The organism is Cryobacterium sp. M23, assembly GCF_002929655.1.
Lineage (GTDB): Bacteria > Actinomycetota > Actinomycetes > Actinomycetales > Microbacteriaceae > Cryobacterium > Cryobacterium sandaracinum.
The window spans coordinates 1-25,391 of the sequence record NZ_PJJV01000073.1 but is presented as its reverse complement, the minus strand read 5'-3'; the positions used below and the strand labels follow the sequence as shown (position 1 = coordinate 25,391).

Below are 25,391 nucleotides of genomic sequence, written 5' to 3'. Positions count from 1 at the left end.
GGGCTCTGAGGCCAAAATCTCCGTCGAATTGGTTCCGCCCTCAGCCGTCTGGACTCCAACAGAGTGACGCCGTGAGCGGAAAGCGCGCGGGGCGTCGGTGGTGCAAAGCGCCGGTGACGCCGAGGGAGCGCTCAGGTCGGCGCAGCGCCTTGGCCGTGAGCGGCGCGCCCTCGCCGGTCGTGGTGGTTCCGCGCCCGAGCAGCGCCTTCGCCGTGGTGATCACTTCCAGAAGAAGAACCGGCTGATGTCCCACGTTGCTTGCAGAAAGTCCCTGACACCGTTCCTACGTCGGGAATGGCACGTGGCAGGAGGCATCGGCCGTTTCACTCGCAGATCGTAGCGCGACGAAACCGGGCCGGACAGGCTGCCTCACCCGGCACAGACCGGGGGCAGGGATTTACCGCAGCATCCGTTCAGGGTCTGCCGGCAGGTTGAACGACGAGGCATGGATGCTGTCGCCCGGGCGGCGGGAGTCGGGGCCGTGACGCGGTGACGCGGTGACGCGGTGACGCTGTGTCGTACCGTGTGGTGCCCCCGCTGGGGGTCGAACCCAGACTGTGACGATTTTAAGTCGTCTGCCTCTGCCATTGGGCTACGGGGGCTCGCCCGGCGAAACCGAACGCCTCAAGCGTAGGGGCTGCGGGCGTCATCGGTTTCTCTCGGTGACGCCCGCAGACGCTGTTACTTGACGGCTGCGGTCGCCGCGGCCTTCTCGGTCGTCCCTGCCGGAGCGACCTCCGCAGCCTTGTCGGCCGCGGTCTTTCGCGGGGCTCGGGGTGCACGCGCCGTTGCCTTGGCAGCGGGACCCGTGCCGGGGCCGGCTACGGTGGCCGCTGCCTTGGCCGATGCGGCGACGGTCACCGGAGCCTTGGCCGGAGCGGCAGAATCCACGACCGGCTTGGGCCGCGAGGCGAACTCCACGAACTTGGCCCGCGGGTTCTGCACCGCGGCCAACGAGACGATGTCGCGACCGAGGAAGAAGTTGTTCATCCAGCCCCAGATGATGCGCAGCTTGCGCTCCCAGCTGGGCATGGCCAGGCCGTGGTAGCCGCGGTGGGCGAACCAGGCCGGCAGACCCGTGATGGCGATCTTGCCGGACTGGAAGACACCGGAACCGATACCGAGGCCGGCGACGGCACCCAAGTTCTTGTGCAGGTATTCCTCGGGAGTCTCGCCGCGCAGCACCGCGACGATGTTCTTCGCGAGGAGCTTGCCCTGGCGCACCGCGTGCTGAGCGTTGGGCACGCAGAAGCCGCCCACTCCCCCGCCACTCAGGTCGGGAACGGCGGTGATGTCGCCGGCGCCCCAGGCGTCCGCGATGATCTCGTCTTCGGTTCCGACGCGCAGGTCGGGGCGCACCTGCAGGCGACCACGATCTTCGATCGGCAGGTCGGTGTGGCGCACGATGGCCGGGTTAGCCATGACTCCGGCTGTCCAGACGATCAGATCGGTCTCGAAGCTCTCACCGGTGGACAGTTCGACCTTGCCGTCGACCGAGCTGGTCAGCTGCGTGTTCAGGTGGATTTGCGCGCCGCGTTCGTCGAGGTGCTTGATGACCCAGAGGCTGGTCGGCAGCGAAACTTCGGGCATGATGCGCCCCATCGCCTCGATCAGGTGGAAGTGGGTGTCGTCGAACCCGATCTGCGGGTAGGACTTCAGCAGCGATGACGCGAAGGAACGCAGCTCTGCGAAGACCTCGATGCCGGCGAAGCCCCCGCCGATGACGACGAAGGTGAGCAGGCGGTCGCGCTCGGGGCCGGCCGGAAGTTGGGCAGCCTTGTCGAAGTTGGTGAGCACGCGGTCACGGATGGCGACGGCTTCCTCGATGGTCTTCAGACCGATGGCCTGGTCCGCGACGCCCGGGATCGGGAACGTGCGCGACACGGCGCCGGCCGTCACCGCGACGACGTCATAGACGAATTCGTAGGGCTCGCCACTGGGCGGGGTGATGGTCGCGGTTTTCGAGGCGTGGTCGATGTGGGTGACCTTGGCCGTCACGACGTTGGTCTTCTTGAGGTGACGACGGTGCGCGACTGCGGCGTGGCGACCCTCGATGGATCCGGCTGCGACCTCCGGCAGGAACGGCTGGTAGGTCATATACGGCAGAGGGTCGACCATGGTGACCTCGGCCTCGCCGGCGCGGAGCCATTTCTCCAGCTTCCACGCGGTGTAGAACCCGGCGTAGCCGCCACCGACAATAAGAATTTTGGGCACTATGAAAGTCCTCCTACATGATTTGGCTGCACGAAAACTTACCGTTTTGACCGGATTCGCTTGATGTGCCGAGTGGCCCCGGTGCCGAGCAGCGTTACCAGAGTACCAAACCCGACCAGGACGAGGAGCGGCACTGTGACATACGTCAGCGTGAGCGGGCTGGGCAACCATGCCGCGACGACGCTGGGGGCAGGCAACGCCGGGTCTTCCTGCGGCGCGACCGGCACCTGCGTGGCGGTCTGCGGCGTGGGCTCGACCTCGGTGTCCGCCCGCCGGTGTACCCGGATCCACTCCTCCAGCAGGGCGGCCGGTTCCGGGCTCGTGGATGCCGGCACGGCCGCAGTGACCGCCGCCGCGGCATCGATCAGACCGTTGCCGTAGATCGGGCTGGGCACGACCCGCCCGTTCGGGTCGGCAGTTTCGATGACCCGGTTCATCACCTCCGCAGCATCGAGGCGGGGATAGGCGGCGCGCACCAGGGCGACCAGGCCCGACACGATGGGCGCGGCCGCGCTGGTGCCGTTCCACTGCACGTAGCCGCCGCCCGGAACGACGCCCACGAGTTGCTCGCTGGGCGCGGCCACCGAGATCGTGATGCCCTGCGAGGACGCGTCGAAGCTGGCGCCCTTGTTGCGGTCGACACCGGCGACCGTGAGCACCCCCGGGATGGTGGCCGGGGCTCCGACCTCGGTGGTGCCGCTGCCTCGGTTCCCGGCGGCGGCGACGACCACGACGTCGTTCTCGAACGCGTAGAGGAAGGCGTCGTCCCAGCTCGGCGGCCAGTCCAAGGTGTTGCGGGTGAGGGACATGTTGATGACGTCGGCGCCGTTGTCGACGGCCCAGCGGATGCCCTCGGCGATCTGGTCGTCGTTGCTGAGGGTGGCGTCGCTGGTGCCGAAGGCCACCGAGACGGCCAGGAGCGACGCCTCGGGAGCCACTCCCAGCACGCCGGACCCCTCACCCGTGCCGCGTCCGGCCAGCAGGGATGCCACCAGAGTTCCGTGCTCGCTGCCTTCTCCGACGGGCGTCTGCCCATTGGCGGAGCCGAGCCCGGAGACATCCGTTCCGCCGACGACCGCACCGGTGAGGTCGGCGACGTCGGCGACACCCGTATCGATGACGGCCACCGTCACGCCCGCGCCACGGGTCGTATTCCAGGCCTGGGTGAATCCGTAGTCGTTGAGCCAGTACTCAAGGTCACGCACCTGCGTGTTCTCCGCGAAGGCCGGCGCGGTCGGTGCAACGAAAGCCCCGCCCAGCGCCATGGTCAGGCCCAGGGCGACGCCCGCGCCGATCCGACGCCAGGCGGAGCGGGTCACTCGTCGGCCGTGGTGTAGTCGAGGCACTCGCAGACGGCGGGCGTCCAGGCTGCCCGGGCGAGGGCCAGATCTCCGATCGGGTTCACTCCGGGGCCTGCGGCCAGAGAGTGGGCGGCCAGCGCGTGCAGGCATTTCACGCGTTCGGGCATGCCACCGGAGGAGATGCCGACGATTTCCGGAACCGTGCCCAGGATCTCGCGGTCGGCGAGGAAGCCCTCATGCGCACGCCGGTAGCGGGCACGCACCTGCTCGTCATCGGCCAGCAACTGGTTGTACTCGTTCATCACCTGGGTGGCCTCGAGGAACGACAGCGCGGCGGTCGCCGCGGGGTGCGTCAGGTAGTACAGCGTGGGGAAGGGGGTGCCGTCGGCAAGGCGCGGCGCCGTCGCCACCACGGTCGGGGCGCCGCAAACGCAGCGCGCGGCGATGCCCACGACGTCGCGGGCCGGGCGTCCCAGCTGAGCCGAGACGATGGTGATGTCGTCCCCGGTGACCGAAGCGAAGGGAGGCCGGGTCATTTCGCGGCCTCGGGAGCCAGACCGGCCGTCATTACGGAGGCGAACATGGAGGAAAGCCAATCGACGTTGGTGGTTTGGATGGTGGGGGTGGCGACCGGTGCGGCCGCGTCGCCCGCGACGGGCAGGGCCAGATCGTTGATCACGAGGAAGCTCACGTCGCCGGGAAGCACATAGGACAGTCGGTCCCTGGCCTGCGTGGTGACGTAGGTGCGGTCGTTCCAGCGTTCCCGCTCACTCTTCAACTCTTCCACGGCGCCCTGCTGGGCCTCGACCGCCGCCGTGAGCGATTCGATCTGCTGGCGCTGGTCGGCGTAGGTGCGGATGCCGGGCGCCAGGACGATCACGGCCATGATCAGGAGGCCCATCATCACCAGCGAAAACCCGGACAGGCGCAGGCCGCGCAGCCAGCGAGCGGCCGCGGTCTCGGTCGGGGGCAGCGCGACGGGCTGTTCTTCGGCGCGTTTCCTGGCCACGGCAACTCCCTTCGTGAATCGCTGGTCGCGGTTGTCCCGCACTGGAACCCTAACCGCAATCGGACAAAAAAATGGAGCTCCCGAAGCCGCGGGGATGAACCCGCGCTCCGAGAGCTCCAGTCGAACTACGCCTTGAAGCGCGGGAAGGCAGAGCGGCCCGCGTACACGGCGGCCTCGCCCAGCTCTTCCTCGATGCGGAGCAGCTGGTTGTACTTCGCGACGCGCTCGCTGCGGGCGGGTGCTCCGGTCTTGATCTGGCCGGCATCCGTCGCAACCGCGAGGTCGGCGATGAAGGTGTCCTCGGTCTCACCGGAGCGGTGCGAGATGACGGCGGTGTATCCGGCGCGCTGCGCGAGGGACACCGCGTCAAGCGTCTCGGTCAGGGTGCCGATCTGGTTGACCTTGACCAGGATGGAGTTCGCGGTGCCGAGGGCCAGGCCCTTGGCAAGGCGCACCGGGTTGGTCACGAAGAGGTCGTCGCCGACGATCTGGACCTTGTCTCCGAGCTCGGCGGTGAGGTGAACGTAGCCGTCCCAGTCGTCTTCCTCGAGCGGGTCTTCGATCGAGACGAGCGGGTAGGCCGCAACGAGCTCGACGTAGTACGCGGACAGCTCCAGGGCGGTGAGTTCCTTGCCCTCGAAGTGGTAGACGCCGTCCTTGTAGAACTCGGAGGCGGCGCAGTCGAGCGCCAGACCGATGTCCTTGCCGGGCGTGTAGCCGGCGTTCTGGATGGCTTCGACGATGAGGTCGAGAGCGGCACGGTTGCTCGGCAGGTTGGGGGCGAAGCCACCCTCGTCGCCGAGGCCGGTAGAGAGGCCCTTGGACTTGAGCAGCGCCTTGAGGGCGTGGTAGGTCTCGGTGCCCCAGCGGAGGCCCTCGGCGAAGGACTCGGCTCCGAGTGGGACGACCATGAATTCCTGAATGTCCACGTCGTTGTCGGCGTGGGAGCCTCCGTTGATGATGTTCATCATCGGGACCGGAAGGGTGTGTGCGTTCGGGCCACCGAGGTAGCGGAACAGCGGCAGGCCGGCCGAGGTCGCGGCGGCCTTGGCGACGGCCAGGCTGACGCCGAGGATAGCGTTGGCGCCGACGCGGTGCTTGTTGTCGGTTCCGTCGGTCTCGTTCAGGACGGCGTCGATGATGCGCTGGTCAGCGGCGTCGAGGTCCTCGACTGCCGGGCCGAGCTCGTCGATGACGGCGTCAACGGCCTTGCGGACGCCCTTGCCCAAATAACGTGACTTGTCGCCGTCGTGCAGCTCGTAAGCCTCGAACGCACCGGTGGATGCGCCGGATGGAACGGCGGCACGGCTGACCGAACCGTCATCAAGCAATACCTCGACCTCAACGGTCGGGTTGCCTCTGGAGTCAAGAATCTCGCGCGCTACTACTGCCTCAATGAGAGCCACAGCTATCTCCTGTTTCCTATATTTTTTTAATTGTTGGGGTGTTGGTCTGAAGGAATCGAGGAAAACAGCGCCGTGTTCCAATCCCATAACAGTCTAGCGACTGGCCTCAGCCGCCGAGGGGACGGAAATCGAGTTCGCCCGCGCCGGAGGCATCCGCCCCGACGAACGCGTAGCGCCCGTAACCGGCTCCGGCCGCGCGTTCCAGCAGCGCCTTGACGTTCTTGGTGCGCTGTTCGAGGCGCACCCGGAGGCCCTGTTCGACCAGTGTTCGCTTAAGCGCCACGAGCCGGGCCGGGTCTGTTCCCTTGTCGTACACCAGCACGACGGCGTTCTCAGCGGATGCCGCATCCACGCCCAACAGGTCGACGATGCGCTCGAACCCGATCGAGAACCCGCAGGCCGGAACCTCGGTGCCGAGGAAGCGGCCGATCATGCCGTCGTACCGGCCGCCACCGCCGAGGGAGTAGCCGAGATCGGGGTGTGAGATCTCGAAGATGGTGCCGGTGTAGTAGCCCATCCCGCGCACGAGGGTCGGGTCGAACACGAGCCGCACCTCGGGCATCGCGGCGCGCAGCGCGAGCAGGTCGGCGAAGGCGTCCGTGTTGAGCCAGGCCGGCGGCGTCGGCTCGGCGGCCGTCCAGCCGGCATCGGCGATCTGGGTCAGGGTATCGGCCACGCCGTCGGTGGCGATGCCCAGGCCGGCGAGCTCCGTGACAACCCCGTCGACGCCGATCTTGTCGAGTTTGTCGATCACGATCAGCGCGCGTTCGTTCAGCTCGGGCGCCACGCTCCAATGGGCGAGCAGGACGGTCAGGATGCGGCGGTCGTTGACGCGGATGGAGCACCCGGTCAGGCCGAGGGCGTCGAGCGCGGCGGCGGTCGCGGTGATCAGCTCAATCTCGGCAAGCAGGCCGGACTCGCCGATGATGTCGATGTCGCACTGCACGAACTGCCGGTAGCGGCCCTTCTGCGGACGCTCCGCCCGCCAGACCGGCGCGATCTGGATGGACCGGAACACCGTCGGCAGTTCCGCCCGGTGAGTCGCGTAGAACCGGGCGAGCGGCACGGTGAGGTCGAACCGCAGGCCCAGGTCGGCCAGCCCGAGCAGGTCGCCGGATTCGGCGGCGGCCGCGGCATCCGTCGGCTTCAACCCACGCTTCAGCACGGCGAAGGCGAGTTTCTCGTTGTCGCCGCCGAGCCCGGAGTGCAGCCGGGCCGCGTCTTCCATCACCGGGGTCTCGATCTCGTCGAAGCCGTGCGCCGCGAAGCTTCGCCGGATCACGGCCAGCGCGTGCTCCCGGGACGCCTTGTCGGCGGGGAGGAAGTCGCGCATGCCGCGGGGAGGGGTCACTGGTGTTGCCATAGCCCCAATTGTGTCAGTTCGGGTCGGCCCGTCGATTTCCGCCGGGACGCCCGACACGGTCTCTCATGCGATGTAGTGCAAGATGTCGAAGTGGTTGTCACCGGCGCCCTGGCGATGGTCAGGAGGGTGGACATCGAGGCCACTTCCTCGACCTGCTCCGTGAGGAACCAGCGCATCACCTGCTTTCCGAGGGTATCGCCGTCGGCCCGGGCGGCGCGAAACAAACCCCGATCTGCGCTGTGACCTGCTTCTCCTGGGCCAGCGCCAGGGCGATGCGAAGCAGACGGCGATGGCAATGAACTGCTGCGAGGCATCGAATTCGTCACCGATCTGAGCGGACAGAAGACCATTGACGGATGTCTGGCTCATGGTTGGACTGTTCCGCCACCGCCCTGTCGGCACCGCCGCGTGGCCTCAGCGCAGGCCTTCGCACAAGCCTCAGCCGCGCAGGCCTCAGCCGGGCAGGCCGATGATGCCGGCGTCGGCAACGTCGCCGGCATCCGTCGTCTCGGCCTCGCGGATCTCGTCCTGCAGACCGCGGAGGGCCGTGCGCAGGGCACGTTCGGAGTCGAGCCCCTGACTCTTGGCCGCAGACACGATGGCCAGCAGCAGCGGGCCGAGCTGGTCCTCGGTCTCGATTGGAAGCGGGAACGCGGCCTCGGTGCCGAGCAGCCCGATCTTCTGGGCTCGGCCGAGCACCTTGTCGGCGAGCGCGAGCGCCGGCATGCCCTGCGGGATCCCGTCGAGCACGCTCGTGCGGGAGGGCTTCTCTGCGGCCTTGAAATCGTCCCAAGCGAGGGCCACGTCGTCGGCCGTTTCCAGGTTCAGGTCGCCAAAGACATGCGGATGCCGCCCCACCATTTTCGCGGTCATATGCGCGGCGACATCGTGGATGTCGAAGTCTTCGCCCGCGGTGTGCGCCGCGAGGTCGGCGTGGAAGACCACCTGGTAGAGCACGTCGCCGAGCTCCTCGAGCATCTCGTCGCGGCTGCCGGACTCGATCGCCTCGATCAGCTCGTGCGTCTCTTCGGTCAGGTACTGCACCAGAGACTCGTGGGTCTGCTCTGCGTCCCACGGGCATCCGCCCGGTGCACGCAGGAGAGCCACCACGCGCACGAGTTCGTCGAGATTGGAGGCGGATGCCGGGGCGGATGCCGGGGCGGATGCCGGGGCGGATGCCGGGGCGGATGCCGGGACGGTGGGATTCTCTGTAGGGGACACGCGACAACTCTAATCGCCCGGAATTGACGGAGTCTGCGGGGCCTGATCCGTCCCGTGAGGAGCCGCGGCCCCGGTCTATGCATGCGCCATGATTTTCACGGAGGTGCCGCTGCCAGGCATCGGGATGCGGCGGGAGCTCACGGTGGCCGGCGAGCGCCGGGTAGGCGACCCAGTGTTCATCGTGGGTACCCGGAGCCGTTTGCGGGCCGCCGCCGCGATCCTGCACCCGAGCTGAGCCCCCGGGGTACGGCACGACGCTGCGGCTGGTGGAGCTGGCGATCGACGCCCTGGGCCGGGGAGTTACACGGGCATCCGGTCCTGCTGCTCGCGGCGGTTGGCCCGGTGGCCGCGTGATTCGTCGAGCCGGTGGTGCTGCGGCGGCAGCGGCGCACCGCACCGGAGACCTGAGTGGAGTATCCGGCGTCGTACCAATTCGACGGAGATTTTCTCGAAAGAGCGCTCTCTAGGTGTGTTTACGTTCGATTTGGACAGAATCTCCGTCGAATTCGTTCGGGACGGAACCGCTGAAAGACGGTTCGGACCCACGGCCACTCGTCAAGCGATCGCGACGGGCCACGCGACCGCGGACAACCCGGCCGCGGCGGGCTACGCGACCGCGACGACGGGACGCGGGAAGAGAGCGTCGAGCAGGTTGCCGGCCCAGGCGATCAGCGCCGCATCCCCGAGCGGTTCCCCGTTGATGCGCGGCATGGGCACGGTCAGCGCACCGTTCTGGGTGAAGTAGCGCGACCCGGGGTACATGCGCTGCAGGCGCACCTGCATCGAGTCGGCGAGGTTCGCCGGCGACACGCGCAGGTTCGAACCCATCGCGACGACCTCGCCGAGACTGGCCTGCTGGGCCAGCCAGCGCAGCCGGGAGACCAGGATGAGGTTCTGCACCGGCTGGGGCGGCTCGCCGTAGCGATCGGTGAGTTCGTCGAGGACCAGGTCGATCTGGTCCTTCGCGGCCGTCGGCGAGCTTGCGGCGGACAGCTTCTGGTAGGCCTCGAGGCGCAACCGCTCGCTGTCGACGTAGTCTTCGGGGATGTGGGCGTCGACGGGCAGTTCGAGCCGCAGCTCCGTCTGGCCCTCCGCGACGTCGCCGCGGAAGGTGCTCACGGCCTCGCCGATCATGCGCAGGTAAAGGTCGAAGCCGACCCCGGCGATGTGCCCGGCCTGCTCGCCGCCGAGCAGGTTGCCCGCGCCGCGGATTTCGAGGTCCTTCAACGCCACCTGCATGCCGGCGCCCAGTTCGTTGTTCGCGGCGATGGTCGACAGCCGGTCGTGGGCGATCTCAGTCAACGGTTTGTTCTCGTCGTAGAGGAAATAGGCGTAGGCGCGTTCCCGGCCGCGGCCGACCCTCCCCCGCAGCTGATGCAACTGGCTGAGCCCGAACTTGTCGGCGCGGTCGATGATGATTGTGTTCGCGTTGGCGATGTCCAGGCCGGTCTCGATGATCGTCGTCGAGACCAGCACATCGAATTTGCGCTCCCAGAAGTCCACGACGACCTGTTCCAGCTGTGCCTCCGGCAACTGGCCGTGCGCCACGGCGATCCGCGCCTCCGGCACGAGCTCGGCCAGCTTCGCGGCCACCCGGTTGATGCTGGACACCCGGTTGTGCACGACGAAGATCTGGCCCTCCCGCAGCAGCTCCCGCCGGATGGCCGCGGCCACCTGGCGGTCGGAGTACGGTCCGACGAAGGTGAGGATCGGGTGCCGGTCCTCCGGCGGGGTGGCCAGGGTGGACATCTCCCGGATGCCGGTGACCGCCATCTCCAGCGTGCGCGGGATGGGCGTGGCGCTCATCGCGAGGATATCCACGTTGGTCTTGAGCTTCTTCAGCGCATCCTTGTGCTCCACGCCGAAGCGCTGCTCTTCGTCGATGATCACGAGGCCCAGGTCCTTGAACACGATGGAGTCCGACAGCAGCCGGTGGGTGCCGATCACGAGGTCGACGGTGCCGTCGAGCATGCCCGCCATGGTTTCGCGGGATTCCTTCTCGGTCTGGAATCGACTGAGCGCGCGCAGGTGCACCGGGAATCCGGCGAAGCGCTCCTGGAACGTCTCCATGTGCTGGCGCACGAGCAGGGTCGTCGGCACGAGCATGACGACCTGCTTGCCGTCCTGGATCGCCTTGAAGGCCGCGCGCACGGCCACCTCGGTCTTGCCGAACCCGACGTCGCCGGAGAGCAGCCGGTCCATCGGGATGGGCCGTTCCATGTCGGCCTTGACCTCGTCGATGGTGGTGAGCTGGTCGGGCGTCTCCGCGAACGGGAACGCCTCCTCCAACTCGCGCTGCCAGGGGGTGTCCGGCCCGAACGCGTGGCCCTTGCTGGCCATCCGTGCGGAGTAGAGCTTGACGAGTTCGACGGCGATGTCCCGCACGGCACGACGCGCCTTGGTCTTCGCGGCCGACCAGTCGCTGCCGCCCATTTTGCTGAGCGTCGGCGCCTCCCCGCCGACGTAGCGGCTGACCAGGTCGAGCTGGTCGGTGGGCACGTAGAGCTTGTCGCCCGGGTGCCCGCGCTTCGACGGCGCGTATTCGAGCACGAGGTATTCACGCTTGGTCTTGACCGGGTTGCGCCCGCCGCTGGAGACCTCACGCTGGGTGAGCTCGATGAACCGGCCGATGCCGTGGGTCTGGTGCACGACGTGGTCGCCGGCCTTCAGCTGCAGCGGGTCGACGACGTTCTTGCGCCGGCTGGCCAGCTTCTTCACCTGGCGCGCGTCGTAGCCCACGGTACGGCCGTAGAATTCGGACTCGCTGACCAGTGAGAATTTCGTCTCCGGAAGTTCGAAACCGTGGTCGACGGATGCTTTCAGCAGGTAGGCGATACCGGCCTCGGGTCGGCTCGGCCATTCCGTGACGATCCGGGCGGGCAGCTCCCGCTCGGCCAGAACGTCGGCGGCGCGTTCGACCAGCCCGGCACCCTGGGCGACGATGCCGACGGTCCAGCCGGCCTTCAGCCGCTCGGCCAGGTGACCGACGGCGCCCTCGACGCTGCCCTGGAAGCTCGGCACGGCGTCGCCCTCGACCCGCACCGTGAGCAGGTCGTCGAGTTCCCGGTGCTCGGGCAGCACCGGGGCATCCGTCGGCGCCGCCTGGAAGGAGCTCAGGGTCCACCACACGTGCGCGGACGCCGGGGCGCCGGGCGCACTGAACTGCACGGCCTCCCGCAGCCGCCCGAGGGTGAGGAAGTCGCCCGACTCCAGGTCGATCGGCGCCTCGGCGCCCGCGGTCGCGGCGCTCCACGCCGCGCCCAGGAACTCCCGGTTGGTCTCGGCCAGGCTGATCGCCCGGGATGCGACGCGCTCGGGCGAGATGACGGCGACGGCCGCCTCCGCGGGCAGATAGTGGGTGATCGGCACGAGCCGGTCGACGAGAGCAGGTGCGAGGCTCTCCATGCCCTCGACCGGGATGCCCTCGGCGATCTTCGCGAGCAGGCCGGACAGGCTCGGGAACTCGTGCTGCATCTCGCGGGCCCGTTGCCGAACGGCGGGACTGAGCAGCAGCTCGCGGCTTGGCGGCAGGCTCACCGAGTCGACCGGGGCAGGAAAGGAGCGCTGGTCCGCGACCGAGAACGCGCGGATCTGCTCGACCTCGTCCCCGAAGAACTCCACCCGGTAAGGGTGCGGGGCGATCGACGGGAAGACGTCGAGGATGCCGCCGCGCACCGCGAACTCGCCGCGCCGCGTGACCATGTCCACCCGGGCATAGGCAACGTTGACGAGCTGACGCGCGATGGCGGAGAGGTCGTGACCACGTTGGCCGGCGACCAGGTCGATCGGCTCGTAGTCGGTGAGGTTGTCGGCCACAGGCTGCAGCGCGGCGCGCACGGAGGCGATGACGATCAGGGGGCGTCGGGCGGGCGGGGCGCTCTCCTCCCACTCGCGCATCCGTCGCAGGGCGAAGAGGCGCTTGCCGACGATTTCGGCGCTGGGGCTGAGCCGCTCATGCGGCAACGTCTCCCAAGCCGGGAAGTCGATGATCTCGGCGTCGGTGGCGAAGCAGGCAAGGTTCTCGTGCAGCGATTCCGACTCCCGCCCGGTGGCGGTGATCAGCAGCAGGGCCGGGGCCTTGCCCAGCCGGGTGCGCTGCTCGAGCAGGGCGGCGAGCAGCGGGGCACGAAGCCCCTCGGTGAGAGAGAAATCGACGTTCCGGTTCGCAAAGGCGAGGGCATTGTCGAATGTGGAGGCGCGCGAAAGTGTGGCAATTAAGCCCGGGAGAGTCACCGGAGCATTCTACGCAACCCAGCTGACAGCCAACCCGGGCGATCAGGGGGAATCAGGGGGCGTGGAACTTCTGCTGCGCGGCGGCGACGCCCTCGGCTGCGATGAGTTCGATCGCGTCGGCGGCATCCGTCAACAGGTTGGGCAGAGCCGAACGTTCCGGGGACGTGAAGTCGTGCAGCACGAAGTCCGCGGCCGGCTGCCGGCCAGGCGGGCGCCCAATGCCGACGCGGATGCGGATGAACTCGTTCGTACCCGCTGCGGCGATGATGTCGCGCAGGCCGTTGTGGCCGCCGTGGCCGCCGCCGACCTTGATCTTCATCGTGTCGAACGGAAGGTCAAGGTCGTCGTGGATGACGATCAGGTGCGCGGGCTCCAGCGAGTAGAAGCGAAGCAGCGCGGCCACCGGCCCTCCGGACACGTTCATGAACGTGTTCGGCTTGGCCAGCACCAGCTTCGGCCCCCCGGGGAAACTGCGCCCCTCGGCGACCGACGAATTCGTTTTGTGGTTCCTGAAAGCCGCCGACAGGCGGTCGGCGAGCACGGCAGCCACCATGTGGCCGACATTGTGTCGGTTACCGGCGTAGTCGGGCCCGGGGTTACCGAGCCCGACTACGAGCCAAAGATTGTCGTCCAGGGGAATCCTCCGCTTACGACGAAACCAGAAGGGGATGACTACTCGGCGGGAGCGGCCTCGGCGTCGCCCTCGGCGGCCTCGGCCTGTTCTTCCTCTTCCTCTTCTTCCTCGGCCGGCAGGTGCACGAACACGACGACGGCGTCTTCGTCGGAGATGAGCGTGGCGCCCGTGGGGAGCACGACGTCCTTCGCGCGGATCTGGTCGCCGTCTTCGAGGCCCTCGACGGAGACCGGGAGGTTCTGCGGGATGCTGGTGGCCTCGACCTCGAGCAGGAGGGTCTTGGTGTCCAGGTCGGCGATGGTGCCGGGGGCCGACTCGCCGTTCAGGTGCACGGAAACCTCGACCTGAACCTTCTCACCCTTGCGGATGACGATCAGGTCGAGGTGCTCGATGATCTGGAGGAACGGGTCCTTCTGGACGTCCTTGACCAGGGTCAGATGGCTCTTGCCATCGATGTCCAGCTCGAGGACGGCGTTCGCGCGGCGCAGCAGCAGGCCGATCTGGTGCGCGGGGAGCGCGACGTGAACCGGGGTGGTGCCGTGGCCGTACATGACGGCGGGGATCTTGCCCAGCACGCGCAGCTTGCGGGCCGCACCCTTGCCGAACTTCACGCGCAGGTCGGCGACAATCTTGTTGGTGGCGTCAGCCATGGTGTTTCTCCTTGCGGACCGCTACGGCCCAGATCTGATTTGCGGACGATGCCCGCAAAGGTGGGTACTGGTTCATTTTCAACTCGAACGCGTGTCAGCGTGAGGAAAGGCCGTGAAGCATTCCGCCGCGTCGATAACGGATGCCGCACCCTCGGTTTCCCGGCGGGCGGCAGCCCTCGCCGAAGTTCAACTCCTCAGTCTAGCGGAGGCGACGGCGCGCGGCGAACGCGCGCAGCGGCATCCGTCACCGGCGCCGCCCGCGTCACTCCACGTCACGGCCATGGGCCGAGCGACTAGCCTTGAAGGAGTTCTGAGAAGAGATAGCTGAAGGAGCAAACGTGGCCGAAACCGGCGCAGCACAGGCAAACATTGGCGTAGTGGGACTGGCGGTGATGGGCTCGAACCTCGCCCGCAACCTGGCCAGCCGTGCGGGCAACACCGTGGCGGTGTACAACCGCTCCCCGGAGCGCACCCGCCTGCTCACGACCGAGCACCCCGAGGCCGGCTTCGTCGCCTCAGAGACCATCGAGGAGTTCGTGGCGTCGCTGCAGAAGCCGCGTACCGCGATCATCATGGTGCAGGCCGGTGCGGGCACGGATGCCGTGATCAGCCGACTGACCACCCTGTTCGAGCCCGGCGACATCATCGTGGACGGTGGCAACGCCGACTTCCAGGACACCATCCGCCGCGAGAAAGAGGTGCGCGCCACGGGCGTGAACTTCGTCGGCGCCGGCATCTCCGGCGGCGAAGAGGGTGCCCTCAAGGGCCCCAGCATCATGCCCGGCGGCTCGGTGGAGGCCTACAAGACCCTCGGCCCGATCCTCGAATCGATCGCAGCCGTCGTCGACGGCGTCCCCTGCGTCACTCACATCGGCACGGATGGCGCCGGTCACTTCGTCAAGATGATCCACAACGGCATCGAATACGCCGACATGCAGCTCATCGCGGAGGCCTACGACCTGCTCCGCAAGGTGACCGGGCACTCCCCCGCCGCCATCGCCGACGTGTTCACCGAGTGGAACGAGGGTGACCTCGAGAGCTACCTGATCGAGATCACCGCCGAGGTGCTGCGCCAGGTCGACGCCAAGACCGGCCTGCCATTCATCGATGTCGTGCTCGACGAGGCCGGCTCGAAGGGCACCGGCGTGTGGACCGTGCAGAACGCGCTCGACCTGGGCGTGCCCGTCGGCGGCATCGCCGAGGCCGTCTTCGCCCGCGCCGTGTCCAGCCACCCGGAGCAGCGCGTCCCCGTGCGCGCCGCCATCACCGCGCGCCCGGAAATCGCCGTCGTCGGCCACACCTTCCAAGACGACGTGCGCCAGGCGCTCTACGCGTCGAAAGTCGTTGCCTATGCCCAGGGCTTTGACGCGATCATCGCCGGTGCGAAGAAGTACGGCTGGACCGTGGACAAGGGCGCCATCGCCACGATCTGGCGCGGCGGCTGCATCATCCGGGCCCAGTTCTTGAACCGCATCGTCGACGCCTACGCCAACGACCCGTCGATCGCCTCCCTGCTCGCCGACCCGTACTTCGCTCAGGCCGTCGCCGACGGCGAGTCGGCGTGGCGCCGCGTGGTCTCGACGGCGGCACTGTCGGGCATCCCGGTTCCCGGCTTCGCGTCGGCGCTCAGCTACTTCGACTCGCTCGCGAGTGAACGGCTCCCCGCCGCACTCGTGCAGGGCCAGCGCGACTTCTTCGGCGCACACACCTATAAGCGCGTCGACATGCCCGGAACCTTCCACACCCTGTGGTCGGGGGACCGCAGCGAGATCAATACCGAGGGCTCCTCGCTCTAGAGCCGCTCCTCCGGTGGCGCAACTGTTGCCGGAGCGGACGAGTGTTGCCCGCACACCGGCAACAGTTGTCCGCTCCGGCAACAGTTTTATGCGCTGGCAACACCTGTGTGTCAGCCGGCAGATTATCGGAGGACCGGGAGCCCTGCGGTTGTGAGGATGCGCAAGAGCGACCCGCGCTGGCGCACATCGGAGGGACCCCAGCGGGCCATGCGATTGCCCTCCGAGCGGAGGTCATCCTCGCGCACCTTCTCCCGGGTGACCGCTTCCCCGGGCGTGAGTCCCCGGAGATACTCCGCCTTCAGGTATTTGCCCTGCCCGTCGAACTCCCCGATCAGACGATAGGCCGGCCACTCGAAGTCGGTGAAGTAGAAGCCGCCGCGAGGGTTGCGATGGCACGTCTGCAGCAGGGGATCGGGGAAGCCCAGCTCGAAGATCGCCACGCGACTGAGCGATTCACCCGGTTGTCCGCATTGGGCCGTCCGAAGCGGATGGCCCGTTCCGCCTTCACCCACCCCCGGGGCGACACCGACTCCTGGAGTTTCTCGCGCAGCACCTCGTCCGTCAGGAAGACCTCCGGGGATGCACTTCGCTGATTGAGGGCATGATCGATCGCGACGACGGCTGTGGCGAAACTCCTGGTGCGCGCCAGGTCGAGCAGGGTGCGCGCGGGACTGGTCACGAGCATCCCGTCGATGTCGACGATGTCACCGTCGGGAACGTCGATGCGGTGGACCGTCACGCCATTCTTGCTCCGCGCCCGGGACTGCGGAGGTGCGAGCACGTGCACCGTGCTCGGCCAGGCCTCGGCCAGGGGAATCCCCCACACGGCCGCCGCCGATTGATGGCTGATCAGAGGGTCGCGCGTTCGCGTGGCGACGACCGCGCGGATCTCGGCGAGGTGCCTCTGTCGCGGTGGGAGCGGCCCCCAGTGTTCCGTCGTGGTGAAGACACCGCGGCGTAGCCGTAGCGCACTCCTCCCGAACTGCGCCTCGCGCCGAAACTGCCGGTCGCCTGACTCCGTGGCGGCGGCCCCGCCCGAGAGGTACAGCCCGGTGTGCTCGTCGATTCGCGCGTCAGCCATCTGCCGAGGTTCGCGGTGTGAAGCGGGTACGGTGCCGCTCCCCCCGTGTTCCGTGGGGCCCGCGCGGCCCGGGGAGCCTGGGGAGGGGTGGCCGCGTCGCTCCCGGCGGAACAAACGTTGCCGCAGCGGACGACTGTTGCCCGCACACCGGCAACAGTCGTCCGCTGGGGCAACTGTTGGGGAGGTTCAGCACGAAGCAGCCTTGTTTGCGATACTGGGAGCCTGATGACGAGCGACGACCACCCCGAACTCTCCGGTTACGAGCCGCTGGATGCCGGCCGGCCCCTGCGCAGTCCGCGCACCCTCCTGATCATGCGCATCGCCGTCGTGCTCGGGCTCGTGGCGCTGATCGTGCCCGGCATCCTGACGAGCGTGCAGGTGGCGACGACCACGGCCGCCAATGCGTGCAGCGTGGCCACGGCTCGGTACTATCCGGGCGCCGTCGACTTCGACGCCCGCTTCGAGCTGAACGGTCCGGGCGGCTTCGGCTGGCAGTGCTACGCGATCGATCTGAACGAGCGCGAGACGTATGTCGTGCCGCTCGGCATCATTCCCTCGGCGCCCCGGGCGCCCAGCACCGAGATGCCGGTGTAGACCCGGTCCCGATCAGGACTGAGCCCCGACAGGCTGATGGCCGGTCACCGACATCCGTCGACGACCGGCCGGGGTTCGCTGTGCGAAGGGCCCGCGGCTATGCGGCGCCGTCGAACATCGAGGTGACGGAACCCTCGTCGAAGACCTCGTGGATGGCCCGCGCCAGAAGCGGCGCGATCGGCAGTACGGTGAGTGTGGGGAAGCGCTTCTCCTCGGGGATCGGCAGGGTGTCGGTGACGACGACCTCGGAGATCGCGGGATTCTGCAGCAGCTCCAGCGCCGGGTGGCTGAACACGGCGTGGGTGGCGGCGACGACGACGCCGATCGCGCCGGCGGCGCGCAGGGCCTCGGCGGCGAGAACGATTGTGCGGCCGGTGTCGATCATGTCGTCGACGATCAGGCAGACGCGACCCTCGACCTGGCCGACGATCTCGTGCACGGAGACCCGGTTGGAGACCTTCGGGTCGCGACGCTTATGGATGATGGCCAGCGGGGCGCCGAGCTTGTCGCTCCAGATGTCGGCGACGCGCACGCGGCCCATGTCGGGCGAGACGACCGTCAGGGTGGCCGGGTCGAGCTTCTCCTTGAAGTGCTCGAGCAGCACGGGCATGGCGAAGAGGTGGTCGACGGGGCCGTCGAAGAAGCCCTGGATCTGGGCGGCGTGCAGGTCGACGGCCATGATCCGGTCGGCTCCGGCGACCTTGAACAGGTCGGCGATCAGCCGGGCCGAGATCGGCTCGCGGCCGCGGCCCTTCTTGTCCTGGCGGGCGTAAGGGTAGAACGGCGCCACGACCGTGATGCGCTTTGCGGAGGCCCGCTTGAGCGCGTCGACCATGATCAGCTGTTCCATCAGCCACTCGTTGATCGGGTCGGTGTGCGACTGGATCACGAAGGTGTCCGAGCCGCGCACGCTCTCATCGAATCGCGCGTAGATCTCGCCGTTCGCGAAGGTGCGTGCGTCGGTGTGAACGAGTTCCGTACCAAGTTCCGTGGCGATGTCCAGTGCCAGTTGCGGGTGTGCTCGCCCCGAAACCAATACAAGTCGCTTTTCGCCGCTGGTCTTGATTCCAGACACCTAGTCTCCACTCTTTGCCGCAGCCGCCGCCGCATCGGTTCCTGGGCGGTTGGTCTGTACCCAGCCGTCCATATTGCGTTGTGGGGCCACGGTGAGGCCCAAGGCCCCGGCCGGCACGTCCTCACGGACGATTGTTCCGGCACCCGTGTACGCCCCGTCCCCAATCCTAATCGGCGCGACGAACACGTTGTGCGACCCGGTGCGCACGTGGGACCCGATCTCACTGTGGTTCTTGGTCACACCGTCGTAGTTAGCGAAGATCGTGCCGGCCCCGATGTTCGATCCCACTCCCACGGTCGCGTCGCCGACGTAGCTGAGGTGCGGCACTTTGCTACCCACGCCGATGGTCGCGTTCTTGGTCTCGACAAAGGTACCGATCTTGCCGTCAGCGCCCAGATTCGTGCCCGGGCGCAGATAGGCGAACGGACCGACGGATGCGCCGGCGCCGATGACCGCGAGCGTCGCATCCGTGCGCTTCACCACCGCGTTCTCGCCGATTTCACAATCGAGAAGGGTGGTGTCCGGGCCGATCACGGCACCGGTCTCGATCACGGTCGAACCGAGGATCTGCGTGCCCGGCCGGATGATGACATCCGAAGCCAGCTTCGCCTTGAGGTCGATCCAGGTGGTGGCAGGATCCTGCACGGTCACGCCGGCCAGCTGCCAGCCGTAGACGATGAGGCCGTTCAGCTGGCGCGCGGTCTCGCTGAGCTGGGACCGGTCGTTGATGCCGGCCACCAGCCAGGCGTCGGCGACCGGCACGGCCCGCACTTCGGCCCCGGCCTGTCGCAGTAGCCCGACCACGTCGGTGAGGTACTTCTCTCCCTGCGCGTTCTCGGTGGTGACGTTGGCCAGCTGCTCGCGCAACTCGGCTACGCGGAAGACGTAGACCCCGGCGTTCGTCTCGGAGATGGCACGTTCCTCGGCCGTCGCATCCTTCTGCTCGACAATGCGGTCGAAGGCGCCCTCTTCGGAGCGCACGATGCGGCCATAGCCGGTGGCGTCTTCCGGAAAGGAGGAGAGCACGGTGGCCGAGACGTCCCGGTCGCGGTGCGCAGCGACGAAACTGGCCAGCGTGGCCGCGTTGAGCAGCGGCACGTCGCCGCTGACCACGAGCACGTCGCCCTCGAAGTCATCGGGGAGAGCGGTGATGGCCTGCTCCACGGCCCGTCCGGTGCCGGGCAGCTCGTCCTGGTCGACGATCAGGCTCTCGGGCAGGTCCTTGCCGACGAGGGCGGCCAGCTGGTCGCGCTCGTGGCGCACCACGGTGACGACGTGTGCCGCTTCGAGGGCGCGGGATGTCGCCAGCACATGGCTGAGAATGGGCAGACCGGCCAGCTCGTGCAGCAGTTTCGGAGTGTTTGATTTCATGCGGGTGCCCTGGCCGGCGGCCAGCACGACGATTGCGAGTCGGGAATCAGTCACGGGGTTTCCTCTAGCTTCGGTGGAGCCGCCCGGGGAAGACCGGATGGTGACGCCATGCAGTGCTCCGCCGCCAGGACTCGAACCTAGACCTAACAGCTCCAAAGGCTGTCGTGCTGCCATTACACCACGGCGGAATTCGTCGACCGAGGGCCGACCAACGGTGACAAGTCTGCCAGATATCGCGCCGATAGCGCGCCCCGGCGCTCCTGGGACGCGCTCCTGCGCCGGTTGGCGTGCCCGAGCGGGATAATAGACGGATGCCCGCACATGACGAAGTCGACCGGATCGTTGACGCCTGGCTGCGCGAACGGCCCGACCTCGACTTCGCACCGCTTCAGGTGCTGTCGCGCGTGGCCCGTCTGTCCAAGCACCTGGACCGCGCCCGCCGCACCGCGTTCTCCCGCTCAGAGTTGGACTCCTGGGAGTTCGACGTGCTCTCGGCGCTGCGCCGCGCGGGGGCACCCTACGAGCTGAGCCCGAAGGCCTTGCTGCAGCAGACGCTGGTCTCCAGCGGCACGATGACCAACCGGATCGACCGGCTCGTCGAGCGCGGGCTGGTCACCCGGCGCACGGACCCCAATGACGGACGCGGCATTTTCGTGGGGATGAACCCGGCCGGGCTCACCCGGGTGGATGCCGCCATCACCCGGCTGGTCGACGCCGAGGCCGAATTGCTCGCCATGCTGTCGCCGAGCGAGCAGGCCGGTCTCGCGACCCTGCTGCGCAAGCTCAGCCTCGGCTTCGACTGAGTTATTTCGCGATCGAGGCCTTGGGAAAGTCCCGCCAGGTGCGGAAGAAACGCGCCTCCACGGCGGCGGCCCCGTTCTGTTCCACGGCGTGCAGCCGACCGTAGCTGAAGGCGTTCTCACCCTGCAGGTACGCGGCCATGCCGAGCCGGAGCAGCTCCTCCCGGGCGACGACGCTGTCCTGATGGTCGCCGAGGGTGTCCTGCACCTGCCGGGCCGCGGCCACGAGCCGCACCGCTCGGCTGCGCCGCAGCGGCGTGGCCGTCTCGGCCGCGTAGCGCAGCTGCTTGGCCCGTTTGCGCGCCTCGTGCAGCGCCTCGTCGCGCACAGCGCCCGACGGGGTGCCTTGCGCAAGGAAAACGGATGCGCGCAGCCGCTTCCAGTCCGCGCGGATCAGTTCGGGGATGACGATGCTCGCGGGCTTGTCCGCCGGAGGGAGCAGCGGCGGGGTGGCCAGCACGGCGTCGAGTGTGTCGAGCAGCCGGAAGTACCGCTCGGAGTCGAGGGCGGCGAGGGTCTGGCTGCAGGCGCCCCGGATGACCGCGGCGAAGTGTTCGTCGATGCGCTCCGTCAGCGGACCCACGACGAGTCCGGCCGGTCCCTGCCCGAGCCTGTGGGCGAGGCGCTGCCGGATAACCTCCGCGTCCCGGGGGGCGCCGAGCGAGGCGGCCAGCCAGCGCAGCTCGTTGCGGAGGGGCCCGGTGACCGCGGTGTCCAGACAGTCCCGGTAAGTGGACAGGGCCGAGCGCAGGCGGCGGGTGGCCACGCGCATCCGGTGCACGCCGTCCGCGTCGTTCTCTCGGACCCGGGCATCCTGGGTGCCGATCGCCCGCACCTGTTCGTGCACGTACTTCAGCAGCACGGTGCCGGCGGAGCTCTTGCGGGTCGGCCGAGGTACTGGGACCGTGACGAAGGGCGGCAGAGCGTCGCCGAGGGCGCGGGCAAGTTTGGACGGGGTCCCGGATGGCTCCACGCCGACCGACGCGAGCCGCGCCTGGGCGGCGTCGAGCAGGTCGCGGGAGCCGTGCACGAGCTCGACCTCCCATTCCCGCCAGGTCTGGCTGAGCGGCTCCGGCGCGAGCCGGTCGGCCTGCACCTCGTCGTCGCACACCTCGGCGAGCACCTGGTCGTCCTCGCCGACGAGTTCGTGCACCGTGCGTCGGGTGCGGAGCCGCACCACGGGCACCAGTGTGCGGCCGCGGAGCACCGCGCGCACGAGGTTGAGGATGGCCTCCGGGATGTGCTCCGGGTGCTCGCCCAGCGGCTCCCGAATCTCGCGACGCTCGTCAACGGCGACCGGGAGCTTGAGGTGCCAGCCGGCGTCGTCTCCCCCGGTGCGGCGGCGCAGGGTCAGCCGCCGGCTGGCGAGGACCATGTCGATGCTGTCGTAGTAGAGGGCATCGAGGTGGTGCTCGACGGGCGGCTCCACGTGGGTGACGCCCGGCAGGTCGTGCAGGGGCGGCAGCGTCGTCGCCGGGTTGACGTCGAAAGTGCGTTCGATCTCGGCATAGCCAGCGGAAGTCATGCTTCAGTGTAATTCGGCCAGGCGGCCCGGAGGGGAAAAGCGGACCCCCAGTTTCCGGCCGGTTCTCAGATCCCAGGCCGCCGATCGTTACCCGAACCGGCCGTTGACGTAGTCCGCGGTGCGCGGGTCGATCGGGTTGCCGAACATGGCGTCGGTGGGTCCGTGTTCCACGATCCCGCCGGGCGTGCCCTGAGCGGCGAGGAAGAAGGCGCAGTTCTGCGAGACGCGCTGCGCCTGCTGCATGTTGTGGGTCACGATCACGATGGTCACCTCCCGGGCGAGTTCGAGCATGGTCTCCTCGATCACCCGCGTCGACGTGGGGTCGAGGGCCGAGCACGGTTCGTCCATGAGCAGGATGCGCGGAGTCACCGCCAGGGATCGGGCGATACACAGGCGTTGCTGCTGGCCGCCGGACAGCCCGCCGCCCGGCGCCCGAAGACGGTCCCGCACTTCCTTCCACAGGCCGGCCTTGGTCAGGCAGCTCTCCACGAGGTAGTCCTTCTCGTCGTTCGAGGCACGCTGGCCGGTGAGGGTGAGGCCTGCGATGACGTTGTCGTAGATCGACATCGCCGGGAAAGGGTTGGGCTTCTGGAAGACCATCCCGATGTGTTTGCGGGCGTCGACGAGCTTGCGTTCCGGGTCATAGATGTCTACGCCGTCGAGGAGCACCTCTCCGGCCAGGCTCGCGGAGGGAACGAGCTCGTGCATCCGGTTCAGGATGCGCAGGAACGTCGACTTGCCGCAGCCCGACGGCCCGATCAGCGAGGTGATGACGCCCGCGGGCATCACGAGGTTGACCCGGTCGAGAACCTGACGCTCGCCGAACCAGGCGGAAACGTTGCGGCCTTCGAGGGTGGCCAGTGGGGCAAGGTCCCCCACAGCCGCGTGGCCCGGGGCTTCCGGGGACAGGTCCTGGCCGGCCGGGCGTTTGCGCCACGGCACGGACAGGCGACTCGTCAGGGTCGGCGCGGCGGATCGAGCCGGCGGGCGCAGCCTGCTGTCTCGCTGCCGTGGCGCCTTCGGTAGCGGCAGCACCTGCGTCGCGTCAGCGTTGATCATTTCGTCGTTCATGGACTCCATCGTTTCTACAGAAGGTTCGGAAGCAGGCGCACCACCTGGTCGGCCACGAACAGACCGCCCACGGTGACGACGGGGAGGAAAACCGTCCAGGTTTTGCGGAGGCCGACGCGTCGATAGGCCCATACGGCGGCAACTTCGACCAGCAGCAGGAACTGCAAGGCGAACACAAGCGCCCACACCGTTCTGGTGTCAGTGGCGAGCTCCCGGTCGACGGCAGGCAGGGTCACGAATGTGGTCGCTCGGACGCCCGCCGGTTTCGTTTCCGAAACGAGCTCAGCATCCACCCGGGCGATCCCGCTCGGCACAAACGCGGGGCCGCGAGCCGTCTCGAGGACGAGGCGGCTTTTCCCCGCGCCGAGGGGAGCGGGCATGGGGTCGCCCGCGTACCGCACGCCGAGAACGGAGAATTCCTGACGGCCCTGCCCGGTGATGACGGTGAACTGCTGCCCCGGTCGTAACTCCTGCAGTCGGGCGAAAGGGCCGCCGTAGGCAGCGGCGCGGCCCATGATGACGCTGTAGCCGGCCTGGCCCGGCAACACGGTATCGCGGCGGTGGCCCGGTCCGGCACGCAGGGTACCGGAGTCGGTTCCTTCGACGACCACCTCGTGCACCCCGATCGAGGGAATGTCGATCAGCGCCACTGGGGCTCCGGCCTCGAGCAGAACCTGGTCCACGGTGCCCTCGCTGACCGGGGCCGTGCCCTGAGCGAGCTCTGCTCGCAGCGAGTTCGTCAGCTGCTGCTGCGAGACGAAGTGCTGCACTTGGCCGAAAATCGTGAGGTTGGCGAGAAAGCCGAAGATGAGCACGGCAACGATCGTGAGCGTGGTGCGGATGGCCTGATCGCGCGCGCTCAGCACCACGGGTGCGCGCGGGGGCACGGGCATGCGCCGCGGCGGCGTTGGCAGCTTCGGTCGCCGGAGCGTTGTGGCGATCGTCACGATGTGACCGGCCCGTAGCCGGGTGCGAGGTCGGGCAGTGGGCGTTGTAACCGGCGGAGCCGAAGCAACTGGCGCACCGCCAGGACGAGCGCTGCCAGGAGCACGAGCATCGCCGTGAGGAACCACGGCAGGATGAGCGTGAACGAGTCGCGGGTCAGCGACCAGAGGGCCGTGCCGGCGATGTCCACGGGCGGAGTCATCGTCACGTGGCCTCGGAAGAAGGTCCACTGGCCGACATCTTCGAAGGTTGCCCTCATGGTGCGTGTCTCCCCCGGTGCGAGGTTGGCTACCTCGACCGTGTCGAGCGTCTGGACGGGCAGGTTGATCGCATTGTCGAGCCAGAACCGAAGGCTCGAGGTGATCGGGGCGGTGCTGACGTTCTTCATCGTGAACTCCAGGGTCAGGTCCCCACCCTCCGGCCCGATCTGCGGAGCGGGTAGCACGGTGAGCCCGCTGACATAGAAGAAATCGTGGATGTTCGTCGGGTCCCCGCTCATACCGCTGGGCCCATTCGTGGCAGCCTCGGCGCTCGCGGGAGTCGCGGTGAGCCCGGCAAGCCCGCAAATCAAGGACATTGCGATGAGGGTCACGGCCGTCAGGCGGGGCGCGGCAGTGGTTGTGAGCACGATTAAGTTAGTCCATTCGAGGTTTCGGCATGCTGGACGCAAAGCAAACGACGGGGAAACGCGATCTCGCGCGCGAGCGCCAATGCATCGACTCAACAGACGCATAGACGCCGACGAACGCCCGAAGGCCACGGGACAACTTGTCCCGTGGCCTTCGGACGTACGGTGTGCTGTCTACTTGTCAGCGCGGCGGAAGCGACGCGCGATAATCACGCCGGCCCCGGCCGCGAGGGCGAGCATGCCCGAAGCCAGCAGCGGAAGGGTGTTGGCTGTTCCGGTCGACGCGAGCTCCTTGTCGGCTTTCGTCGCTGCGGCAACGCGCTCTGACGAGCCAGACGCCGGGTTGCCCGACGAGCCGGAGTTGAGGCCCGGCGTCACAGCAGGAACCGGAGTCGGCGTCGCGGTCGGCGTCGGCGTCGGCGTCGGCGTCACAGTCGGCGTCGGCGTCACAGTCGGCGTCGGCGTCGGCGTCGG

23 protein-coding genes and 2 tRNA genes are annotated in these 25,391 nt (G+C 68.1%); 4 read left to right on the top strand and 21 right to left on the bottom strand.

Annotated features, from left to right (window positions below; genetic code table 11):
• Positions 1–40: 40 nt before the first annotated feature.
• The 9 genes from CXY82_RS10110 to CXY82_RS10065 form a co-directional block, all read right to left on the bottom strand.
• Complete coding sequence (locus tag CXY82_RS10110) at positions 41–223, bottom strand: hypothetical protein (RefSeq protein ID WP_134544759.1); 183 nt, start codon at positions 221–223, stop codon at positions 41–43.
• Between the two features lie 303 nt (positions 224–526).
• A tRNA-Leu gene (locus CXY82_RS10105) sits at positions 527–602 on the bottom strand.
• Between the two features lie 79 nt (positions 603–681).
• Entirely contained in the window at positions 682–2,214 is a 1,533-nt protein-coding gene (locus CXY82_RS10100) for an NAD(P)/FAD-dependent oxidoreductase (RefSeq protein ID WP_104170828.1), read from the bottom strand.
• 38 nt (positions 2,215–2,252) lie between these two features.
• A complete protein-coding gene (locus CXY82_RS10095; protein ID WP_369827965.1) occupies positions 2,253–3,533 on the bottom strand; it encodes a S8 family serine peptidase in 1,281 nt (426 codons plus the stop codon).
• Entirely contained in the window at positions 3,530–4,051 is a 522-nt protein-coding gene (locus CXY82_RS10090) for a DUF501 domain-containing protein (RefSeq protein ID WP_104170827.1), read from the bottom strand. Before CXY82_RS10090 ends, CXY82_RS10095 begins: the two co-directional genes overlap by 4 nt.
• The gene (locus CXY82_RS10085; protein WP_134343481.1) at positions 4,048–4,524 is read right to left on the bottom strand and encodes a septum formation initiator family protein; all 477 of its coding nucleotides are present in this window, start codon (positions 4,522–4,524) and stop codon (positions 4,048–4,050) included. Before CXY82_RS10085 ends, CXY82_RS10090 begins: the two co-directional genes overlap by 4 nt.
• A 125-nt stretch (positions 4,525–4,649) precedes the next feature.
• Positions 4,650–5,930, bottom strand: a complete 1,281-nt coding sequence (gene eno / locus CXY82_RS10080) for a phosphopyruvate hydratase (protein ID WP_104170826.1) — start codon at positions 5,928–5,930, stop codon at positions 4,650–4,652.
• A 106-nt stretch (positions 5,931–6,036) separates the two neighbouring features.
• Positions 6,037–7,293 carry a histidine--tRNA ligase gene (gene hisS, locus CXY82_RS10075; protein ID WP_104170825.1) on the bottom strand — a complete coding sequence of 419 codons (1,257 nt, stop codon included), beginning with the start codon at positions 7,291–7,293 and terminating at the stop codon, positions 6,037–6,039.
• A 453-nt stretch (positions 7,294–7,746) separates the two neighbouring features.
• Positions 7,747–8,514 carry a MazG family protein gene (locus tag CXY82_RS10065; RefSeq protein ID WP_104170824.1) on the bottom strand — a complete coding sequence of 256 codons (768 nt, stop codon included), beginning with the start codon at positions 8,512–8,514 and terminating at the stop codon, positions 7,747–7,749.
• A gap of 88 nt (positions 8,515–8,602) precedes the next feature.
• Between CXY82_RS10065 and CXY82_RS17320 the strand changes: the two genes are divergently transcribed.
• On the top strand, positions 8,603–8,749 hold the full coding sequence (locus CXY82_RS17320; RefSeq protein WP_158252089.1) for a hypothetical protein: 147 nt from the start codon (positions 8,603–8,605) through the stop codon (positions 8,747–8,749).
• A 371-nt stretch (positions 8,750–9,120) separates the two neighbouring features.
• On the opposite strand, the gene mfd is transcribed toward CXY82_RS17320, so the two are convergent.
• The 3 genes from mfd to CXY82_RS10050 are packed head-to-tail and all read right to left on the bottom strand — an operon-like array spanning position 9,121 to position 14,031.
• Positions 9,121–12,747 (bottom strand): transcription-repair coupling factor, encoded by a 3,627-nt coding sequence (gene mfd, locus CXY82_RS10060; protein WP_104170823.1) that lies wholly within the window; start codon positions 12,745–12,747, stop codon positions 9,121–9,123.
• 52 nt (positions 12,748–12,799) lie between these two features.
• Positions 12,800–13,381: an aminoacyl-tRNA hydrolase gene (pth, locus tag CXY82_RS10055; protein ID WP_104100829.1), complete on the bottom strand. Its 582-nt coding sequence runs from the start codon at positions 13,379–13,381 to the stop codon at positions 12,800–12,802.
• A gap of 38 nt (positions 13,382–13,419) precedes the next feature.
• Positions 13,420–14,031: a 50S ribosomal protein L25/general stress protein Ctc gene (locus CXY82_RS10050; RefSeq protein WP_104170822.1), complete on the bottom strand. Its 612-nt coding sequence runs from the start codon at positions 14,029–14,031 to the stop codon at positions 13,420–13,422.
• Positions 14,032–14,423: 392 nt separating this feature from the next.
• Between CXY82_RS10050 and gndA the strand changes: the two genes are divergently transcribed.
• Complete coding sequence (gene gndA, locus CXY82_RS10045) at positions 14,424–15,827, top strand: NADP-dependent phosphogluconate dehydrogenase (protein WP_233199291.1); 1,404 nt, start codon at positions 14,424–14,426, stop codon at positions 15,825–15,827.
• A gap of 331 nt (positions 15,828–16,158) precedes the next feature.
• On the opposite strand, the gene CXY82_RS17045 is transcribed toward gndA, so the two are convergent.
• Positions 16,159–16,908, bottom strand: a complete 750-nt coding sequence (locus CXY82_RS17045; protein ID WP_146069103.1) for a hypothetical protein — start codon at positions 16,906–16,908, stop codon at positions 16,159–16,161.
• A 225-nt stretch (positions 16,909–17,133) separates the two neighbouring features.
• On the opposite strand from CXY82_RS17045, the gene CXY82_RS10030 reads away from it, so the two are divergent.
• Positions 17,134–17,502 (top strand): hypothetical protein, encoded by a 369-nt coding sequence (locus CXY82_RS10030; protein ID WP_104170818.1) that lies wholly within the window; start codon positions 17,134–17,136, stop codon positions 17,500–17,502.
• A 97-nt stretch (positions 17,503–17,599) separates the two neighbouring features.
• Here CXY82_RS10030 and CXY82_RS10025 read toward each other — a convergent pair whose 3' ends face one another.
• The 3 genes from CXY82_RS10025 to CXY82_RS10015 all read right to left on the bottom strand — a co-directional run bounded on the left by CXY82_RS10025 (position 17,600) and on the right by CXY82_RS10015 (position 20,136).
• The gene (locus CXY82_RS10025; RefSeq protein ID WP_104170817.1) at positions 17,600–18,577 is read right to left on the bottom strand and encodes a ribose-phosphate diphosphokinase; all 978 of its coding nucleotides are present in this window, start codon (positions 18,575–18,577) and stop codon (positions 17,600–17,602) included.
• The gene (gene glmU, locus CXY82_RS10020) at positions 18,578–20,002 is read right to left on the bottom strand and encodes a bifunctional UDP-N-acetylglucosamine diphosphorylase/glucosamine-1-phosphate N-acetyltransferase GlmU (protein WP_104170816.1); all 1,425 of its coding nucleotides are present in this window, start codon (positions 20,000–20,002) and stop codon (positions 18,578–18,580) included.
• A 62-nt stretch (positions 20,003–20,064) separates the two neighbouring features.
• A tRNA-Gln gene (locus CXY82_RS10015) sits at positions 20,065–20,136 on the bottom strand.
• A 123-nt stretch (positions 20,137–20,259) separates the two neighbouring features.
• Here CXY82_RS10015 and CXY82_RS10010 point away from each other — a divergent pair.
• The gene (locus tag CXY82_RS10010) at positions 20,260–20,751 is read left to right on the top strand and encodes a MarR family winged helix-turn-helix transcriptional regulator (protein WP_104100822.1); all 492 of its coding nucleotides are present in this window, start codon (positions 20,260–20,262) and stop codon (positions 20,749–20,751) included.
• Between the two features lies 1 nt (position 20,752).
• On the opposite strand, the gene CXY82_RS10005 is transcribed toward CXY82_RS10010, so the two are convergent.
• The 5 genes from CXY82_RS10005 to CXY82_RS09985 form a co-directional block, all read right to left on the bottom strand.
• Positions 20,753–22,273, bottom strand: coding sequence for a CYTH and CHAD domain-containing protein (locus CXY82_RS10005; protein WP_104170815.1), 1,521 nt, complete (start codon positions 22,271–22,273; stop codon positions 20,753–20,755).
• Positions 22,274–22,360: 87 nt separating this feature from the next.
• Positions 22,361–23,134 carry a phosphate ABC transporter ATP-binding protein gene (locus CXY82_RS10000; protein ID WP_198412015.1) on the bottom strand — a complete coding sequence of 258 codons (774 nt, stop codon included), beginning with the start codon at positions 23,132–23,134 and terminating at the stop codon, positions 22,361–22,363.
• Between the two features lie 224 nt (positions 23,135–23,358).
• On the bottom strand, positions 23,359–24,237 hold the full coding sequence (locus tag CXY82_RS09995; RefSeq protein WP_104170814.1) for a sortase: 879 nt from the start codon (positions 24,235–24,237) through the stop codon (positions 23,359–23,361).
• Positions 24,238–24,287: 50 nt separating this feature from the next.
• The gene (locus tag CXY82_RS09990) at positions 24,288–24,917 is read right to left on the bottom strand and encodes a hypothetical protein (protein ID WP_146067721.1); all 630 of its coding nucleotides are present in this window, start codon (positions 24,915–24,917) and stop codon (positions 24,288–24,290) included.
• 174 nt (positions 24,918–25,091) lie between these two features.
• A partial coding sequence (locus CXY82_RS09985) for an LPXTG cell wall anchor domain-containing protein (protein ID WP_233199287.1) occupies positions 25,092–25,391 on the bottom strand: 300 nt, incomplete at its 5' end.

What these genes read in the sequence shown, in the direction of transcription:
- CXY82_RS09995 (WP_104170814.1), bottom strand. Translation starts at nt 24,237, where the DNA reads ATGCCCGTGCCCCCGCGCGCACCCGTGGTGCTGAGCGCGCGCGATCAG.
- CXY82_RS10005 (WP_104170815.1), bottom strand. Translation starts at nt 22,273, where the DNA reads ATGACTTCCGCTGGCTATGCCGAGATCGAACGCACTTTCGACGTCAAC.
- CXY82_RS10030 (WP_104170818.1), top strand. Translation starts at nt 17,134, where the DNA reads ATGACGAGCGACGACCACCCCGAACTCTCCGGTTACGAGCCGCTGGAT.
- CXY82_RS17045 (WP_146069103.1), bottom strand. Translation starts at nt 16,908, where the DNA reads ATGGCTGACGCGCGAATCGACGAGCACACCGGGCTGTACCTCTCGGGC.
- CXY82_RS10050 (WP_104170822.1), bottom strand. Translation starts at nt 14,031, where the DNA reads ATGGCTGACGCCACCAACAAGATTGTCGCCGACCTGCGCGTGAAGTTC.
- hisS (WP_104170825.1), bottom strand. Translation starts at nt 7,293, where the DNA reads ATGGCAACACCAGTGACCCCTCCCCGCGGCATGCGCGACTTCCTCCCC.
- gndA (WP_233199291.1), top strand. Translation starts at nt 14,424, where the DNA reads ATGGGCTCGAACCTCGCCCGCAACCTGGCCAGCCGTGCGGGCAACACC.
- CXY82_RS10090 (WP_104170827.1), bottom strand. Translation starts at nt 4,051, where the DNA reads ATGACCCGGCCTCCCTTCGCTTCGGTCACCGGGGACGACATCACCATC.
- CXY82_RS10010 (WP_104100822.1), top strand. Translation starts at nt 20,260, where the DNA reads ATGCCCGCACATGACGAAGTCGACCGGATCGTTGACGCCTGGCTGCGC.
- CXY82_RS17320 (WP_158252089.1), top strand. Translation starts at nt 8,603, where the DNA reads ATGATTTTCACGGAGGTGCCGCTGCCAGGCATCGGGATGCGGCGGGAG.